Source organism: Mycolicibacter heraklionensis, from assembly GCF_019645815.1.
Classification (GTDB): domain Bacteria; phylum Actinomycetota; class Actinomycetes; order Mycobacteriales; family Mycobacteriaceae; genus Mycobacterium; species Mycobacterium heraklionense.
The window spans coordinates 4,376,244-4,392,077 of sequence record NZ_CP080997.1 but is presented as its reverse complement, the minus strand read 5'-3'; the positions used below and the strand labels follow the sequence as shown (position 1 = coordinate 4,392,077).

At 67.0% G+C, this 15,834-nt stretch carries 15 protein-coding genes; 7 read left to right on the top strand and 8 right to left on the bottom strand.

The features are described from left to right. Nucleotides 1–41: 41 nt before the first annotated feature. From K3U94_RS20870 to K3U94_RS20855, 4 genes are read right to left on the bottom strand one after another with little or no spacing between them, the layout of a single operon-like run. On the bottom strand, nt 42–989 hold the full coding sequence (locus K3U94_RS20870) for a histidine phosphatase family protein (protein ID WP_220694880.1): 948 nt from the start codon (nt 987–989) through the stop codon (nt 42–44). A gap of 10 nt (nt 990–999) precedes the next feature. Then, complete coding sequence (locus K3U94_RS20865; protein WP_220694879.1) at nt 1,000–1,488, bottom strand: nitroreductase family deazaflavin-dependent oxidoreductase; 489 nt, start codon at nt 1,486–1,488, stop codon at nt 1,000–1,002. Nucleotides 1,489–1,497: 9 nt separating this feature from the next. Continuing rightward, on the bottom strand, nt 1,498–1,887 hold the full coding sequence (locus tag K3U94_RS20860; protein ID WP_047320603.1) for a DUF8021 domain-containing protein: 390 nt from the start codon (nt 1,885–1,887) through the stop codon (nt 1,498–1,500). Between the two features lie 10 nt (nt 1,888–1,897). Continuing rightward, nucleotides 1,898–3,049, bottom strand: coding sequence for a steroid 3-ketoacyl-CoA thiolase (locus K3U94_RS20855; RefSeq protein ID WP_220694878.1), 1,152 nt, complete (start codon nt 3,047–3,049; stop codon nt 1,898–1,900). Between the two features lie 172 nt (nt 3,050–3,221). Here K3U94_RS20855 and K3U94_RS20850 point away from each other — a divergent pair, with 172 nt between their 5' ends. From K3U94_RS20850 to ltp2, 6 genes are read left to right on the top strand one after another with little or no spacing between them, the layout of a single operon-like run. Beyond that, nucleotides 3,222–4,469 carry a cytochrome P450 gene (locus K3U94_RS20850; RefSeq protein ID WP_047320601.1) on the top strand — a complete coding sequence of 416 codons (1,248 nt, stop codon included), beginning with the start codon at nt 3,222–3,224 and terminating at the stop codon, nt 4,467–4,469. A gap of 37 nt (nt 4,470–4,506) precedes the next feature. After that, nucleotides 4,507–5,511 carry an acyl-CoA dehydrogenase family protein gene (locus K3U94_RS20845; RefSeq protein ID WP_047320600.1) on the top strand — a complete coding sequence of 335 codons (1,005 nt, stop codon included), beginning with the start codon at nt 4,507–4,509 and terminating at the stop codon, nt 5,509–5,511. Next, entirely contained in the window at nt 5,511–6,674 is a 1,164-nt protein-coding gene (fadE29, locus tag K3U94_RS20840) for an acyl-CoA dehydrogenase FadE29 (RefSeq protein WP_220694877.1), read from the top strand. Before K3U94_RS20845 ends, fadE29 begins: the two co-directional genes overlap by 1 nt. 13 nt (nt 6,675–6,687) lie before the next feature. After that, nucleotides 6,688–7,659: a bifunctional MaoC family dehydratase N-terminal/OB-fold nucleic acid binding domain-containing protein gene (locus K3U94_RS20835; protein WP_220694876.1), complete on the top strand. Its 972-nt coding sequence runs from the start codon at nt 6,688–6,690 to the stop codon at nt 7,657–7,659. After that, a complete protein-coding gene (locus K3U94_RS20830) occupies nt 7,656–8,057 on the top strand; it encodes a MaoC family dehydratase (protein ID WP_220694875.1) in 402 nt (133 codons plus the stop codon). The genes K3U94_RS20835 and K3U94_RS20830 overlap by 4 nt, the downstream gene beginning before the upstream one ends. Then, nucleotides 8,057–9,214, top strand: coding sequence for a 17-hydroxy-3-oxo-4-pregnene-20-carboxyl-CoA lyase (gene ltp2, locus K3U94_RS20825; RefSeq protein ID WP_220694874.1), 1,158 nt, complete (start codon nt 8,057–8,059; stop codon nt 9,212–9,214). The genes K3U94_RS20830 and ltp2 overlap by 1 nt, the downstream gene beginning before the upstream one ends. On the opposite strand, the gene K3U94_RS20820 is transcribed toward ltp2, so the two are convergent. After that, the gene (locus K3U94_RS20820) at nt 9,189–9,848 is read right to left on the bottom strand and encodes a TetR/AcrR family transcriptional regulator (RefSeq protein ID WP_047320596.1); all 660 of its coding nucleotides are present in this window, start codon (nt 9,846–9,848) and stop codon (nt 9,189–9,191) included. The two genes, ltp2 and K3U94_RS20820, sit on opposite strands and share 26 nt — an antisense overlap. Before the next feature lie 108 nt (nt 9,849–9,956). Between K3U94_RS20820 and K3U94_RS20815 the strand changes: the two genes are divergently transcribed. Next, on the top strand, nt 9,957–11,576 hold the full coding sequence (locus K3U94_RS20815) for a PE-PPE domain-containing protein (RefSeq protein ID WP_220694873.1): 1,620 nt from the start codon (nt 9,957–9,959) through the stop codon (nt 11,574–11,576). A 10-nt stretch (nt 11,577–11,586) separates the two neighbouring features. Here K3U94_RS20815 and K3U94_RS20810 read toward each other — a convergent pair whose 3' ends face one another. The 3 genes from K3U94_RS20810 to kstD form a co-directional block, all read right to left on the bottom strand. Then, complete coding sequence (locus K3U94_RS20810) at nt 11,587–13,074, bottom strand: PPE family protein (RefSeq protein ID WP_220694872.1); 1,488 nt, start codon at nt 13,072–13,074, stop codon at nt 11,587–11,589. Between the two features lie 81 nt (nt 13,075–13,155). Next, nucleotides 13,156–14,016: an enoyl-CoA hydratase ChsH3 gene (gene chsH3, locus K3U94_RS20805; RefSeq protein WP_047320594.1), complete on the bottom strand. Its 861-nt coding sequence runs from the start codon at nt 14,014–14,016 to the stop codon at nt 13,156–13,158. Between the two features lie 3 nt (nt 14,017–14,019). Beyond that, a complete protein-coding gene (gene kstD / locus K3U94_RS20800; protein WP_220694871.1) occupies nt 14,020–15,723 on the bottom strand; it encodes a 3-oxosteroid 1-dehydrogenase in 1,704 nt (567 codons plus the stop codon). Between the last annotated feature and the right edge of the window lie 111 nt (nt 15,724–15,834).

Sequence of the window (15,834 nt, the reverse complement as noted above, 5' to 3'; positions counted from 1 at the left end):
ACACCTGGGTGTGTGCGGGGCTTGCTCGTGGGCTGGCCTGATCAGAACGCGCTGAGCACGTCGTGCAGCACTTCGACCGGGAACTGCAGAGCCGCCGTGCCGACGTCGTCAGCGCCGGCCTGGATCACGTCCAGAAAAACCGCCGGGTCGCCGCTGAGCAGCGCTTCCCAGATGTGGAAGAGCGCCATCTGCGGCGCGGTGATCACGTCGCGCACATCGACGAAGAGTTCGGTGAGCAGTCCCGGATCTTCGGCCACCGGCTGCCCGTCCCAGCTGACCAGTGTCCAGCCGTCCTCCGGGTTGCCCCGGACTTCGATGACACCGGTGAAGGGCAGCAGCTCACCCGTGGTCAGCGCTTCGTTGAGGATGATGCCGAAATCGGGGTTGTCGACGTTCATCAACGTCCAGAACACGATCGACCCCTCGTGGGCGAACACCGCATCGGTATCGCCGCCTTCGCTGCCGGCATAGATTGCGGCCACCGCGTCGGAGAAACGATCCTGGAACACCATCCCGTTGAAATCCGAGGAACCCAGCTGCGGAACGAAATACAGACCGAACGCCCACAGCATCGGTGCCGCGGCGTACAGCACCGCCCCCAACGGCAGGCCGCCGACGTTCACCGGCAGATCCGCGAGTAAACCGGCGTCGATCTCGTTGAGTCCAGCCAGCTCATGCACGGGCAGGCCCAGTAGCTCCGCCAAGGGATCCGCCGTCTCGTGCGCGCGGGTCATGATCGAGGAGTAGATGCCAGTGATGCCGTCATCGGCCAGAAGATCGGCGACGGTCTGCGCCTGCTGTTGACCGAGTTCGGTGAGCGGGGGACCGGGCACCTCGTTGTTGATCACCAGGTTGTCGCCGGCTTGTCCGTGCCGCACGAACTCCAGCGTGATCGATTCGGCAGCCCACGCCGCCGGCGCTGCGAAGAACACGACGACCGCAGGAAGAGCCACTGCCCCGTAGCGCAGGCGCCGCGAATCGCGGGTCATCGGGTGGGCCCTAGGGCTCGCAGATGACGATCGGGATCTCCCGATCGGTCCAAGCTCGGTAATTGGCGAAGTCGGGGTACATCGCGTCGAGCTTGGGCCAGTAGGCGGCCCGCTCCGCCTCACTGGCGTCCCGGGCACGCAGCGTCAGCACCTCGCTGCGGATCCGGAATGACACCTGCGGGTTGGCTTTCAAGTTCAGATACCACATCGGGTTGGTGGCGCGCCCGCCCTGGGAAGCCACCAGGATCACCCGGTCACCTTCGCGCAGGAACAACAGCGGGGACTCACGCGGCTGCCCGGTCTTGCGGCCGGTGGTGGTGAGGATGCCGACCGCCGGGACGTCCCCGAAACGCTTGGTGCCCAGCCGCCACTTGCTGCCGATGCGGCCGCCGGTCGCCTTGTACACCGCTGTGTTGGCCCGCGACATCCACTTGATCACCGTGCCGGTGGCCGGTGAGTCCAGTGCCTTCGGCTTTTCTGGTGTGTCTGGGTTGCTCACGGGCTCACTCTAACGGTGGATGAACGGACGAATCCCCGCGCGGATGTGGTGGATCACCGCACTACCGTCCGGGCTGTCAGCGGGGATCCGGAAGACCTCGTCGACATGCGAGCAGACCCGGATGCCGAACAGGGACGGCTTGGTGATGATGTCGTAGACCGCCCGCACGTCGTCGCCGTCGATGCTGTATTTCGGCAGCGTGGCCGCCGAGATCAACCGGAACTGCGGCCCGCGGTTGAGGCTGCGGCGCAGATGATTTCCCGAGAAACCGGTCTTGAGCCCGACCTCGATGCGGACGCAGCCGGGTGCGAACCGGACCGCCGAGGCGTCATGACTGACCAGCGCGTCGATGTAGGCCTGCGCCGCCGCGATGCGGTCGGTCTCCGGAACTGGAGTCATTTGCGGGCCACTAGATGCGCTCGATGATGGTGCCGGTGGACAGCGCCCCGCCGGCACACATGGTGATCAGTGCGGTCGACTTGTCGGTGCGCTCCAGCTCGTGCAGTGCGGTCGTGATCAGCCGGCTGCCGGTGGACCCCACCGGGTGCCCCAGCGCGATCGCCCCGCCGTTGACGTTGACTCGGTCCATGTCCGGCTTGTGCACCGCGGCCCACGACAGCACCACCGAGGCGAACGCCTCGTTGATCTCGACCAGGTCGATGTCACCGATCTTCATCCCGGCCTTCTCCAGCACCCGGGCGGTGGACTGCACCGGGCCGTCCAGGTGGTAGTAGGTCTCGGCGCCGACGTTGGCCTGGCTGATGATCCGTGCCCGCGGCCGCAGACCCAGGGCCCTGGCCTTGTCTTCGTCCATCCACAGCACCGCGGCCGCACCGTCGGAGATCTGTGACGAGGTGCCGGCGGTGTGGATGCCGCCCTCCATCACCGGGTTCAGCGCCGCAAGGCCCTCGGCCGTGGTGTCACGAAGGCCCTGGTCGCGGCTGACGATGTTCAGCTCAGCGGTGGGCTGCTTGTTCTCGTCGATCACCGGGGCCTCGATCGGGGAGATCTCCCGGTCGAACCGGCCCTGCGCCCAGGCCTGCTTGGCCAGCTGCTGGGACCGCAGCCCGAGCGCGTCGACGTCGGCGCGGGTGATACCCCGGCGCTTGGCGATCCGCTCGGCCGCCTCGAACTGGTTGGGCAGGTCGATGTCCCAGGATGCCGCGCGAGCACCGCCGCCGTTCGCGCCGAGGGGAACGCGGCTCATCGCCTCGATGCCGCAGGCGATGCCGACGTCGATGGCACCGACCGAGATGAGGCCGGCGATCAGGTGGTTGGCCTGCTGCGCACTGCCGCACTGGCAGTCGACGCTGGTGGCGCCGACGTGCTCGGGTAGCCCGGCCACCAGCCAGGACTGCCGGGTGACGTTGTTGCCCTGCTCGCCGAACTGGGTGACGCAGCCGCCGATGACCTGCTCGACGTCGCCCGCGTCGATGCCGGCCTTGGTGATCAGTGCCTTCTGCACCGCCCCGAGCAGTTCGGTGGCGTGCAGGCCGGACAACCAGCCGTTACGTTTACCAATGGGGCTGCGTGTGGCCTCGACGATGACAGGATTACCCATGCGGCCAGGCTAGAACACGTTTCATTAGTCTGACAAGCGACGATGCGGCACTGCCTTTGATCTGCGGTCGGGCCGTGTTTCAATGGTGGCAATCCGGCACTAGACGGCGTTGTTCAGGCTCTGTCGTTCAAACGTCGTCGAACCCACTAACAGACACCCTAGGAGTAGACACATGGGCTGCCCCGTCCCCAACGACTTAGACCTCCTCGACTCCGAGCTGAACCTTCGAGGCCTACCGGTCAAGGAGCTCGCCGAGCTGCGCAAGGCGGAGCCGGTGCACTGGGTCGACGTTCCCGGCGGTACCGGAGGCTTCGGCGACAAGGGCTACTGGCTGGTGACCAAGCACAAAGACGTCAAGGACGTCTCGCTGCGCAGCGAGGTCTTCTCCAGTGCGATGAACGGCGCGATCCCGGTCTGGCCGCAGTCCATGACCCGCGAGCAAGTCGACCTGCAGCGCGCCGTCCTGCTCAACATGGATGCGCCGCACCACACCCGGCTGCGCAAGATCATCTCCCGCGGCTTCACCCCGCGCGCCCTCTCACGGCTCGAGGACGAACTGAGGGCGCGGGCGCAGAACATTGCCGAGACCGCTGCGGCGGCCAACACCGGCGACTTCGTCGAGCAGGTGTCCTGTGAGCTGCCCCTGCAGGCCATCGCCGAACTGCTCGGTGTGCCCCAGGACGATCGGGGCAAGTTGTTTCGCTGGTCCAACGAGATGACCGCCGGTGAAGACCCCGAGTACGCCGACGTCGACCCGGCGATGTCGTCGTTCGAGGTCATCAGCTACGCCATGAAGATGGCCGAGGAGCGGGGCGTGAACCCCACCGACGACATCGTCACCAAGCTGATTCAGGCCGACGTCGACGGTGAGAAGCTCAGCGACGACGAGTTCGGTTTCTTCGTGGTCATGCTGGCTGTGGCCGGCAATGAGACCAGCCGCAACTCGATCACGCACGGCATGGTCGCGTTCTCGCAGAACCCCGACCAGTGGGAGCTGTTCAAGCGGGAGCGTCCTCAGACCGCCGTGGACGAGATCATCCGTTGGGCCACACCCGTTTCGGCATTCCAGCGGACCGCCAACCAAGACACCGAGATCTCCGGCGTCAAGATCAAGGCCGGCGACCGGGTGGTGATGTCCTACCGTTCGGCCAACTTCGACGAGGAGGTGTTCGATGACCCGTTCACCTTCAACATCCTTCGTGACCCGAACCCGCACGTCGGCTTCGGCGGCACCGGGGCGCACTACTGCATCGGCGCCAACCTGGCCCGCCTGACCATCAACCTGATCTTCAACGCGGTTGCCGACCACATGCCCGACCTGAAGCCGATGGGCGAGCCGGAGCGGCTGAAGTCCGGCTGGCTCAACGGTATCAAGCACTGGCCGGTCGATTACTCGGGCGCGTGCCCGGTCGCGCACTGAGCTCACTGACGGCGTAGACGAATCAAGGAGGATTCGGGTGGATTTCACACCGAACCCGGAGCAACAGGCTGTCGCTGATGTGGTGACTTCTGTCCTGGACCGCGAAAACAGTTGGGATGCACTCGTTTCCGGTGGTGTCGCGGCGTTGGGGGTGCCTGAGCGGCTCGGTGGTGACGGCCTGGGTCTGAGCGAGCTGGCGACCGCACTCACCGAGATCGGGCGTCACGGCGCTGTCGGGCCGGCGCTGGCCACCTTGGGTCTTGGTCTGATACCGCTGCTGGAGCTGGCGTCGGATGCTCAGCAGGACCGGTACCTGTCGGGTGTGCCCGCCGGTGCGCTGCTGTCGGCTGCACTCAACGAGCCGGGGCGCCAGCTGCCCGAACACCCCAACACCACGTACGCGGACGGAAAGCTCAACGGCACCAAGACCGGTGTGCCTTACGCCGAGACGGCGGCCTGGTTGATCGTCACCGCCGACCAGGCCGTGGTGGTCGTTTCTCCCACCGCCGACGGCGTGACGGTCACCAAGACCCCCACCTCGAATGGGTCCGACGAGTATGTGGTGACGTTCGCCGACGTCGCGATCGAGGCCGCCGATGTGCTCGACGGGGCCACCGCGCGGCGAGTCAACCAGTTGGCGCTGGCGGCCACCGGGGCCTTCGCGGCCGGGCTGGTGGCCGGCGCGCTGCGTCTGACGGCGGACTACGTGGCGGCCCGTGAACAATTCGGCCGCCCGCTGTCGACATTCCAGACCGTGGCCGCACAGCTTTCCGAGGTCTACATCGCCTCGCGGACAATCTCTTTGCTGTCGACCTCGGCACTGTGGCGGCTGGCGCAAGGGCTTGACGCCGACGAGGATCTGAACATCCTGGGATATTGGCTCACCGCGCAGGCCGCGCCGGCCATGCGGCTCTGCCATCACCTGCACGGCGGCATGGGTATGGACATCACCTATCCGATGGACCGCTACTACTCCTCGATCAAGGATCTGACTCGGCTGTTGGGCGGTCCGTCGCATCGCCTCGATTTGGTGGGAGCGTAATGTTCATCGACCTGACGCCCGAGCAGCGCGCGCTACAAGCCGAACTGCGGGAGTACTTCTCGACCCTCATCACGCCCGAAGAGGCCGCGGCGATGGAGTCCGATCGGCACAATGAGGCGTACCGTGCGGTGATCAAGCGGATGGGCAGCGACGGCAAGCTCGGTGTCGGTTGGCCTAAGGAGTACGGCGGCCTGGGATTCGGCCCGGTCGAACAGCAGATCTTCATCAACGAGGCCAATCGGGCGGACATCCCGTTGCCGATGGTCACGTTGCAGACCGTTGGCCCGACGCTGCAGGCGCTGGGCACCGAGGAACAGAAAAAGAAGTTCCTTCCCGGAATTCTTTCCGGCGACGTGCATTTCGCAATCGGCTACTCGGAGCCCGACGCCGGCACCGACCTCGCCTCGCTGCGCACCACGGCGGTCAGGCACGGTGACGAATACATCGTCAACGGCCAGAAGATGTGGACCACCGGCGCACATGACGCCGACTACATCTGGCTGGCCTGCCGGACCGACCCGACCGCTGCCAAGCACAAGGGCATCTCGATCCTGATCGTCGACACCAAAGATCCCGGCTACTCCTGGACTCCGATCATCTTGTCCGACGGGGCGCATCACACGAACGCGACGTACTACAACGACGTGCACGTGCCCGCGGACATGCTGGTGGGTGAGGAGAATGGCGGCTGGAAGCTGATCACCACCCAGCTCAACCACGAACGGGTCGGCTTGGGCCCGGCGGGGCGTGTCGCCGGCATCTATGACCAGGTGCGCACCTGGGCTTCGAAGCCCGGTTCGGACGGCGTCACGCCGATCGAGCACCAGGACGTCCAACGGCTGTTGGGACAGATCAAGTCGATCTGGCGGATCAACGAGTTGCTGAACTGGCAGGTGGCTTCCTCTGGCGAGACCATCGCCGTCGCCGATGCTGCGGCCACCAAGGTGTTCTCCACCGAGCGCATCCAGGAAGTCAGCCGCCTCGCAGAGGAGATCGTCGGCAAGTACGGCAACCCGGCCGATCCGGAGACCGCAGAACTTCTGATCTGGCTGGACAAGATGGCCAAGCGCAACCTGGTCATCACATTCGGCGGGGGAGTCAACGAGGTGATGCGCGAGATGATCGCCGCCTCCGGCCTCAAGGTTCCGCGGGTGCCACGATGAGTCGAGGAGACAGATGAGCGACCTTTCCCCCGGGATCGAGCAGATACTGGCGTCCGGCCGCAGCAAGCCGCGGACCGGTCGGGATCCGGTGAACCAGCCGATGATTCGGCACTGGGTCGATGCGATCGGCGACGCCAACCCGATCTACACCGACGAGGCGGCGGCGCGGGCGGCCGGGCACCCCGGAATTGTCGCTCCGCCGGCCATGATCCAGGTGTGGACGATGATGGGCCTGGGTGGGGAGCGCCCCGCCGACGACCCGCTCGGCAAGGTCATGGAACTGTTCGACGGCGCAGGCTACGTCGGAGTGGTGGCCACCAACTGTGAGCAGACCTACCACCGCTACCTGCGCCTCGGCGAAGAGGTCAGTGTCACCGCCGAGGTGACCGACATCGTGGGTCCCAAGCAGACCGGCTTGGGTGAGGGGTACTTCGTCACCCAGAAGATCCGCTGGTGGGTCGGTGAAGAAAACGTCGCCGACATGGTCTGGCGCATCCTGAAGTTCCTGCCCAAGGACAAGGCTGACGCGACTCCGGCTGCGGCTGTGCCCGAGGATCTCGACCCCGACAAGATGATGCGCCCGTCATGGTCGAGGGACTCCAAGTACTTCTGGGACGGGGTGGCCGCACACGAGCTGCGCATCCAGCTCCGCCCGGACGGCAGTCTGCAGCATCCGCCGGTGCCGGCGGTCTGGAAGGACAAGACCGAGACCACCGACTATGTCGTTTCCAGCGGCAAGGGAACGGTGTTCAGCTACGTGGTGCACCACGCGCCCAAGGTCCCCGGCCGCAGCCTGCCATTCGTGATCGCGCTGGTCGAGCTCGAAGAGGGCGTGCGGATGCTCGGTGAACTCCGCGGCGCCGACGCGGCCGCGGTAAAGATCGGAATGCCGGTTCGCGCAACCTACCTCGATTTTCCGGCCAGCGATGCCGGTCCGGCCTGGACCTTGTACGCCTGGGAGCCTGTGGAAGGAGACGGGGCATGAGCGCTCCGACTGTCGACGTGGGCACCAAGCTGCCCGAGCTGAAGATCTACGGTGACCCGACGTTCGTCGTCTCCACGGCGATCGCCACCCGCGACTACCAGGACGTGCACCACGACCGGGACAAGGCGCAGGCCAAGGGCTCCAAGGACATCTTCGTCAACATCCTCACCGACACCGGCCTGGTGCAGCGCTACCTCACCGACTGGGCCGGGTCCAACGCGGTGATCCGCTCGATCGCGCTGCGGCTGGGCGTGCCGTGGTACGCCTACGACACCGTCACCTTCTCCGGTGAAGTGACCGCGGTCGAAGAAGGCCTGGTCACGGTGAAAGTTGTGGGCAACAACAGCCTCGGCGACCATGTCATCGCCACGGCAACCTTGACGATCGGAGCGGCGTGATGCTGTCGGGTAAGGCTGCGATCGCCGGAATCGGTGCGACCGACTTCTCCAAGGAATCCGGGCGCAGCGAACTGCGTCTGGCCGCCGAGGCGGTGCTCGATGCCCTCGACGATGCGGGTCTGAAGCCCGCCGACGTCGACGGCCTGGTCACCTTCACCATGGACTCCAACCTGGAGACCGCCGTCGCGCGCGCCACCGGGATCGGCGACCTGACGTTCTTCTCCCAGATCGGTTACGGCGGCGGTGCGGCCGCGGCGACAGTGCAGCAGGCCGCCTTGGCGGTTGCGACCGGAGTCGCTGAAGTCGTTGTGGCGTACCGGGCTTTTAATGAGCGCTCGGAGTTCCGGTTCGGCCAGGTGATGACCGGCTTGACGATCAACGCCGACTCCCGCGGTGTGGAGTACAGCTGGTCCTATCCGCACGGTTTGAGCACTCCGGCGGCATCGGTGGCGATGATCGCCCAGCGTTACATGCACGAATACGGCGCCACCAGTGCGGATTTCGGTGTGGTGTCGGTGGCCGACCGCAAGCACGCGGCGACCAACCCCAAGGCGCACTTCTACGGCAAGCCGATCACCATTGAGGATCACCAGAATTCGCGGTGGATCGCCGAGCCGTTGCGGTTGCTGGACTGCTGCCAGGAGACCGACGGCGGGGTGGCGATCGTTGTCACCACACCGGAGCGGGCCCGCGACCTCAAGCATCGCCCCGCGATCATCGAGGCGGCAGCGCAGGGCGCCGGGGCCGACCAGTTCACCATGTACTCCTACTACCGCGAGGAGCTCGGGCTGCCCGAGATGGGCCTGGTGGGCAAGCAGCTGTGGGCGCAGTCGGGCCTGACACCTGCCGACATCCAGACCGCGGTGCTCTACGACCACTTCACCCCCTACACGCTGATCCAGTTGGAGGAGTTGGGATTCTGCGGCAAGGGGGAGGCCAAGGACTTCATCGCCGGCGGCGCCATCGAGCTGGGCGGCCGGCTGCCGATCAACACCCACGGCGGCCAGCTCGGCGAGGCGTATGTGCACGGCATGAACGGCATCGCCGAGGGCGTTCGCCAGCTGCGCGGCACCTCGGTCAACCAGGTCGATGGCGTCGAGCACGTGCTGGTGACCGCCGGCACCGGGGTGCCTACGTCGGGTCTGATCCTGGGTTAGCCGGTCCCGTATCGTCGGCCACCATCGACAGCATGGCGGTGACGAAGCCTTCGAGGCGCTCGCGCGGGTAGGTCTGCGGGTCGCGTGCGGCGAGCCGCCCCAGCATCTCGGCGAAGGACAGCATGGTGTGGCCCAGCAGGACCGGATCCAGGCGGGCCAACTGCGGCATGAAGGCGGCCCCGGCGCGGGCGAGTTCCTCGGACTGGCCCAGGACCGCAGACCGGGCGCTGCGCAGTGAGTCGCGGTAGTCGCGGGGCGCGCTGTCCGGAATGGTGAGGATCAGCCGCCACCCGGTCGGGTTGTTCAGCACGGCCTGCAGGAACGCCCCGATGGTCGCGGTGTAGGCGCCGGTCGGCCCCAGCGTGCTGAGGTCATCGGGCATGGCCGCACGAACCTCGGCAATGCCGCGATCGCGTTCTCGTTCCAACAACGCGTCGACCAGCTCTGCTCGGGTACTAAATGCCGTGTACAGCACCGGCTTTGCGACACCGGCGGCGGCCGCGACCGCCGCCATGCTCAACTCGTGCAAGTCGCACCCGCCGAGGACCTCTAATGCCGCGTCCAACGCCTGCGCACGGCGCTCGTCCCGTGTCAGGCGTGGCGAGTACTTGCGCCGCGGCCGAGTCGAGTCCATAACGATCCAAAGTTTACGCCACCGTTGCATTCGCCTCGTCAGCAATGCTACGGTGCCGTTCTATTCGTCGGTGAACGGTAGGCGAAGTGCTCCGGCAAGGAGGTCGCGATGATCCGGTCGTTGGGCAGCTGCCTCGCCACCGGCGTGGTGATCGTGGGCGGCGGCCTGATCGGGGCTCCGCCGGCGGGTTCGTCGGCACCCGACCTGCAGGCGCGTGCGGTCCGGCTGGCCAGCGGTAATACCGCGGACTCTCCGCTCGGCAACGGCACCGCGCTGATCGTGGGCGCCAGCGGCCTGCCCATTCCCCCCGCCGGCTACGTGGACGCCGCCGAAACGTACTACCTGGCACCGCGCGGTTTCGGCGGCACGACCCAAGCTGTCGTCACCCCCGAGTCGTTGTGGCCGCTGACCGGCGTGAAGAACCTGACCACCGACGAGTCATTCGCCCAGGGCGGGCAAGTCCTGGCTACCGCGATCGCGCAGCAGATCGCCGGCGGCCACGTCGACGCCGCAAACCCCGTCGTGGTGTTCGGCTACTCCCAGGGCGCTGTCGTCGAGACAGAAGCGATGAAACTGCTTGCCGCGCAAGGCGTGCCCAGTGACTACGTGCACTTCGTCATGCTGGGTAACCCTGCCAATCCAGACGGGGGCATCCTGGAGCGCTTCAACGTCCCGATCGACGGCGCCAGCCCCACCATCCCCAGCTTCGGCCTGACGTTCAGCGGCGCGACACCGGCCGACCTCTACCCGACGAACATCTACACGATCGAATACGACGGCTTCGCCGACTTTCCGCGCTACCCGATCAACTTCCTCGCCGACCTCAACGCCTTTCTCGGCATGGGCTTCTCGCACGGCGCATATCTGGGCCTGGAGGCCGAGCAGATCCAGGATGCGATCCAACTGCCCACGGCGGCCGACAGCTTGACCAACTACTACATGATTCCCGCCGAGACCCTACCGCTACTGGCCCCGCTGCAGTTTCTGCCGGTCCTGGGAAAGCCCCTCTACGACCTCCTGGAACCCGCCACCTCGATACTGGTGAACCTGGGCTACGGCTGCATCACCGAAGCCTGGTGCGAGGTCACCGATGCCAGTGCGCCAACCACTTTCGGCCTGTTCCCGACCAGTCTCGACTGGGCCGAGGTCGCCACCGCGCTGGGCAACGGGGTGCAACAGGGAATCAACGATGCCATCCGGGATCTGCAAGACCCGGCGACCTACCAGCCCACGTCGGTCCTCGACACGCCGGCGCTGCAGGGGCTGCTGGAGACGGCGTACCGGGTGGTCGGCGGCACCGTCGGCAACCCGACCCCGACGTGGGGTGAGATGGTGCAGGTGGGTCTGAACCTGCTCAACAACGCTGTCCCGGGCTCGATTTCGGGCGTGACGATTGACTCGCCGCCCATGGAGATCTTCAACGCCCTCATCGCCAACGTGTCGAACGACTACGCGGCCCTGCTCCCGATCGCCGACACGTTCAACGCGCTGCTCACCACCTTGCCGTCGGTCGCCATCAGCTACCTCGCGCAAGAGGCCGCGGACGGCAATCTCCTGGGCGGAATCGGGGAGGCGCTGGCGGCTGCCACCGCACTGCTTCCGCTCGGAATCGGCTTCGGCATCGTCGCGCCCGTCGTGGAGGCGGTCGGGCTCAACCTGATCAATCTGGTGAACCTGTTCCCGGGCGCGCTGGAAGACCTGGCCAACCTGCTGCCCGATATCCCCTGACCGGCTTCGTTCAGCCGTCGGTGTGCTCGCTCCAGCTCTCGGGCAACAGCGGAAGGGTTGGTCCATCGCTCAAACCGTTGCCGGCCAACGTGGCCAAACCCGCCGCGGGCCGACCCGGCTGGGCTTGCGCCCCGGCGAAACCCAGAGCGCCGGCGCTCCTGTCGGAAGCCCGGGTCGAGGGTCCCGGGTGCGGGTCGTCGTCGGCGTACACATAGATGAACTCGTCCGCGTGCCCGCGCGCAGCTCGGCGTCGGCGAGCGCGAGACCGATCCCGTGCGGCCGCAGCCGCAGCCTCGGATTCGGCGGCCACATCCGGGGCCGCCGCCTTCTTCACGGCGTAGCGGCGGGCCACCGCGCTGATCTGGCCGGTGGCGCCGGGAGGCCCGATCACGTACGGGGGGAAGAACGCTGGGCTGCCGCTGGCTGGGGGAGCCGCAGGCGGCGCGGAGGCCGGTGCCGCGCTGGTCGCCGGCGCCGATACCGAGCCCGCGGTCGCCGGTGCCGCAGCCGTATTGGCCACGGTGGTGGACGTGTTCGCTGACCCCACCGAGGGCATGGGCCCTTCGGCGGGCGGGGCCTCGGCGGCCAGAACAGATGGGGCAGGCTGAATTCCGGCCAGGCCGGCCAGGCCGGCTGCCCACCCCAGGTTGCCGATCGCCAGGGCCAGTGCGGGCTGGAGCAGAGCGGGCGCGAATTGGCTCAGCGTGGCGGCAAGCTGGCTGGCGTGGAAGGTCAGATCGGCCATGATGACTGGCAGATCGGTCAGGAGCGCGGCCGGATTGGTCAGCAAGTCGTTGATGATGAGCTCGGTCCACTCGCCCATTTCGCCGAAGACGTCCTTCCACCACTCCGGGTCGGTCGGGTCCAGGTCGCCGTCGTGGATGCCGTCGTCGTGGTCGTGGTCGTGGTCGTGGTCGTGGTCGTCATCGTCGTGGTCATGATCATGGCCGGCCTCGTCATGGTTGACGATCGGCGGTGCCGCGGCGAGCTGCGGGGCCGACGCCACCGCTGCGCCGGAGACGGCTTCGTAGGTCGCCATCGTGGTGGCGGCCTGGATCCACATCCGGACATAGTCGGCTTCGTTGAGCGCGATCGGGATGGTGTTGACGCCAAAGAAGTTGGTAGCGACCAAGACTCCGTGGATGGCGTGGTTGGCTGCCAGCTCGGGCATGGTCGGCATGGCTGCCAACGCACTGACGTAGGCGGCGGCCGCCGTTTCGTGCCGGGATGCCCGCGCGGCGCTGTCGGCGCTGGCCGTCGCCAACCAGGCCAGGTACGGCAGATGTGCGGCGAGATAACGCTCGGCGCTGGGCCCCTGCCACGACGCTGCCTGGGTGGCTCCCAGTACGTCCCGCAGGGCCTCTGCGATCGCGGTGTATTCAAGGCTCAGTGATGACCACGCGCCGGCGGCAGACAACAGTGGACCCGGTCCCGGGCCGCTGCTCAGCGCCGCCGAATGCACCTCTGGGGGAGAGGCCATCCATACCGGCGCTGTCATGGCGCCCACCATATCGAAGATGAAAGTCATTTTCAATTAGGTGCCACACGCGGGTGGCCGGCTGGGGAGCCGGGGGTCTAACTAGGCCGAAACAAGCTCCACATCGTTGAGGATGGCGGCGTCCTCACGCGAGGGTGCCACCACATTGCCCACCAGTCGGTCGCCGTCTTTCCACAGCCGGGCCCGCAGGGTCTCGCCCGGGAAGACCACGCCGGCGAACCGGGCGCCGAAGGAACGGACCGCGCCGGCGTCACCGTCCAGCGCGGTGTCCACCGCTGCCTTGCAGGTCATGCCGTAGGTGCACAGCCCGTGCAGGATCGGCCGGTCGAAGCCCGCCGCCGCCGCAAAGGCCGGGTCCGAATGCAACGGGTTGCGGTCGCCGCAGAGCCGGTACAGCAGTGCCTGCTGCGGGGACACCGGGATGTCGATCTCGAAATCCGGTGCCCGGTCCGGCAGTTCGCTCGAGGTGGACGGACCGCGCTCGCCGCCGAAGCCACCCTCGCCGCGGGCGAAGATGGACCGGTGCTGCGTCCACAGCGGCGTGCCGTCGGTGCTGGTCACCGAGGTCTCCAGCACCACCACCGCGGCTTTGCCCTTGTCCCACACCTCAACGATGCGGCTGATCGCGCGGGCGCTGCCGGACGGCGGCAGCGGCGCGGGCACGGTCACCTTCTCCGAGGCGTGCAGGATCTTGGCCAGGTCGATCTCGACACCGGGCCAGCTCACCTTCGGCGGGTCCACCTCGTTGAACGACGCTGCGACGCAGCCGAAGGTCGGCAGCACCTGCGGCTTGCCGTCCACCACATAGCTCAGCTCACGCGGGTCCATCGGGTCCGACCCGGCGCCCAGCGCCAGGTTATAGAGCTGCACATTTGTTGCGGTCCAGGAGAATTCAGTAGCGCCGAACTCGGCGCCGAGTGCCGCTTTCAGATCGATCGGCATGTCTTAGGCCCTCCCGGACTGTGAGCCGGCGATGTCGAGGGCGGCCAGGTAGCCGAACGTCATGGCGGGTCCGATGGTGCCGCCCGGTCCCGGATAGGTGTGGCCCATCACGGGGGCACTCACGTTTCCTGCCGCGTACAGCCCCGCGATCACGCTGCCGTCGTCACGCAGCGCCCGGCCGTTCACGTCGGTGCGGATGCCGCCCTTGGTGCCCAGGTCGCCCGGCACCATCTTGGCCGCGTAGAACGGGCCCTGTGCGATCTGGCCCAGGTTGGGGTTCGGCTTGTTGGTCGGGTCGCCGTAGTAGCGGTCGTAGGCGCTCTCGCCGCGGTGGAAGTCCTCGTCCACGCCGGTGCGGGCGAACTCGTTGAACCGCTCGACGGTGGCGGCCAGTGCGGCGGCCGGCACGCCGGTCTTGGTCGCCAGCTCGTCCAGGGTGTCGGCGGACACGATCACCCCGGACTCCAGCCACTTCTTCGGGATCTTTTGGCCCGGCTGCAATCCCGCGAAGATGTAGTTGTTGCGGTAGCGCTGGTCGAAGATCAGCCAGGCCGGGATGTTCTCACCGGGGCCGGGGCCCTGGCCGTATTGGCCGCCATACATGTGATGGCAGGCCTCGACGTAGGGCATCGACTCGTTCATGAACCGCTTGCCGGCCATGTTCACGATGATCGACCCGGGCGAGTTGCGCTCCGAGAGCGCGAACCACGGCGATCCCGGCAGCGGCACCGTCGGGCCCCACCAGGAGTCCTCCATGATGTCGAGTGCGGCACCGAGCTTCTCGCCGGCCAGGATGCCCTCACCGGTGTTGGCCTTCGCGCCCACCGTCCACTCGGTGGTGATCGGGGCGCGCTGGTACTTCACCCGCATCTGCTCGTTGTGCTCGAATCCGCCGCTGGCCAGGATGACCCCGCGCCGCGCGCGGATCAGCCGCGGCTCACTCGATTCGGACTCGCCCGCTTCACGGACGTAGACACCGCGGACCACGCCGTCTTCCACATAGAGGTCGGTCAACGCGGTGTTGAGCTGCACCGGAACCCCGGCCCTTTGCAGGCCGATGCGCAGCGGCGCGATCAGTGCGCGGCCCATGCCGACCAAGTTCTTGCCGGTGGCCTGGGCCCACATGGTGCGGGCGCCCACCTTCAGGCTGCGCAGCACGCCGCGCGGGTGGCGCTTGAGCTGGTTGAGCCGGACGTAGTCCTGCTGCATGACAACGACGTTCAGCGGCACCTTGCCGTAGGCCGGCTCCAGGCCGTTGATGTCGGCGCCCAGCTTCTTGGCGTTGAACGGTTTGGGCTCGATCGAGCGGCCGGTGGGCTTGCCGCCCGGCTGCTCGGGGTAGTAGTCGGCGTAACCGGGAACCCAGCACATCTTCAGCGGCGAGTTCTTCAGCACGAACGACAACATCTCCGGCCCGCGCTGCAGGTAGGTGTCGATCTTCTCGGCCGGAACCACGTCCCCGATAATGGTGTGCAGATAGGTGCGAGCGGCTTGGGCGTCATCCTTGACGCCCGCGCGCCGCAGCACCTCGTTGTTGGGGATCCACACGCCGCCACCGGAGCGAGCGGTCGAGCCGCCGTAGTGGGCGGCTTTCTCGATGACGATGGTGGACAGTCCCTGGTGGGCGGCAGTGAGGGCGGCGACCATCCCGGCGCCGCCGCTTCCGACCACGACGACGTCGTACTCCTGTTCGGCCATGTAGAACACGTTATAGAATTGCCCCGCCCGGGCGCCAGTTGGCCGGGTGTTTTGCTCGGGCGCGTCCCGGATAACCGTTCTCTACCCTGCTGATAACCGATCGGTTCCGGCCAGGTCAGA

Bases quoted from the DNA above. Each gene is read 5' to 3' on its own strand.
- K3U94_RS20855 (WP_220694878.1), bottom strand. From the start codon at position 3,049: ATGGGTAATCCTGTCATCGTCGAGGCCACACGCAGCCCCATTGGTAAA.
- K3U94_RS20815 (WP_220694873.1), top strand. From the start codon at position 9,957: ATGATCCGGTCGTTGGGCAGCTGCCTCGCCACCGGCGTGGTGATCGTG.
- ltp2 (WP_220694874.1), top strand. From the start codon at position 8,057: ATGCTGTCGGGTAAGGCTGCGATCGCCGGAATCGGTGCGACCGACTTC.
- K3U94_RS20870 (WP_220694880.1), bottom strand. From the start codon at position 989: ATGACCCGCGATTCGCGGCGCCTGCGCTACGGGGCAGTGGCTCTTCCT.
- K3U94_RS20835 (WP_220694876.1), top strand. From the start codon at position 6,688: ATGAGCGACCTTTCCCCCGGGATCGAGCAGATACTGGCGTCCGGCCGC.
- fadE29 (WP_220694877.1), top strand. From the start codon at position 5,511: ATGTTCATCGACCTGACGCCCGAGCAGCGCGCGCTACAAGCCGAACTG.
- K3U94_RS20830 (WP_220694875.1), top strand. From the start codon at position 7,656: ATGAGCGCTCCGACTGTCGACGTGGGCACCAAGCTGCCCGAGCTGAAG.
- K3U94_RS20810 (WP_220694872.1), bottom strand. From the start codon at position 13,074: ATGACAGCGCCGGTATGGATGGCCTCTCCCCCAGAGGTGCATTCGGCG.
- K3U94_RS20850 (WP_047320601.1), top strand. From the start codon at position 3,222: ATGGGCTGCCCCGTCCCCAACGACTTAGACCTCCTCGACTCCGAGCTG.
- K3U94_RS20820 (WP_047320596.1), bottom strand. From the start codon at position 9,848: ATGGACTCGACTCGGCCGCGGCGCAAGTACTCGCCACGCCTGACACGG.
- chsH3 (WP_047320594.1), bottom strand. From the start codon at position 14,016: ATGCCGATCGATCTGAAAGCGGCACTCGGCGCCGAGTTCGGCGCTACT.
- K3U94_RS20860 (WP_047320603.1), bottom strand. From the start codon at position 1,887: ATGACTCCAGTTCCGGAGACCGACCGCATCGCGGCGGCGCAGGCCTAC.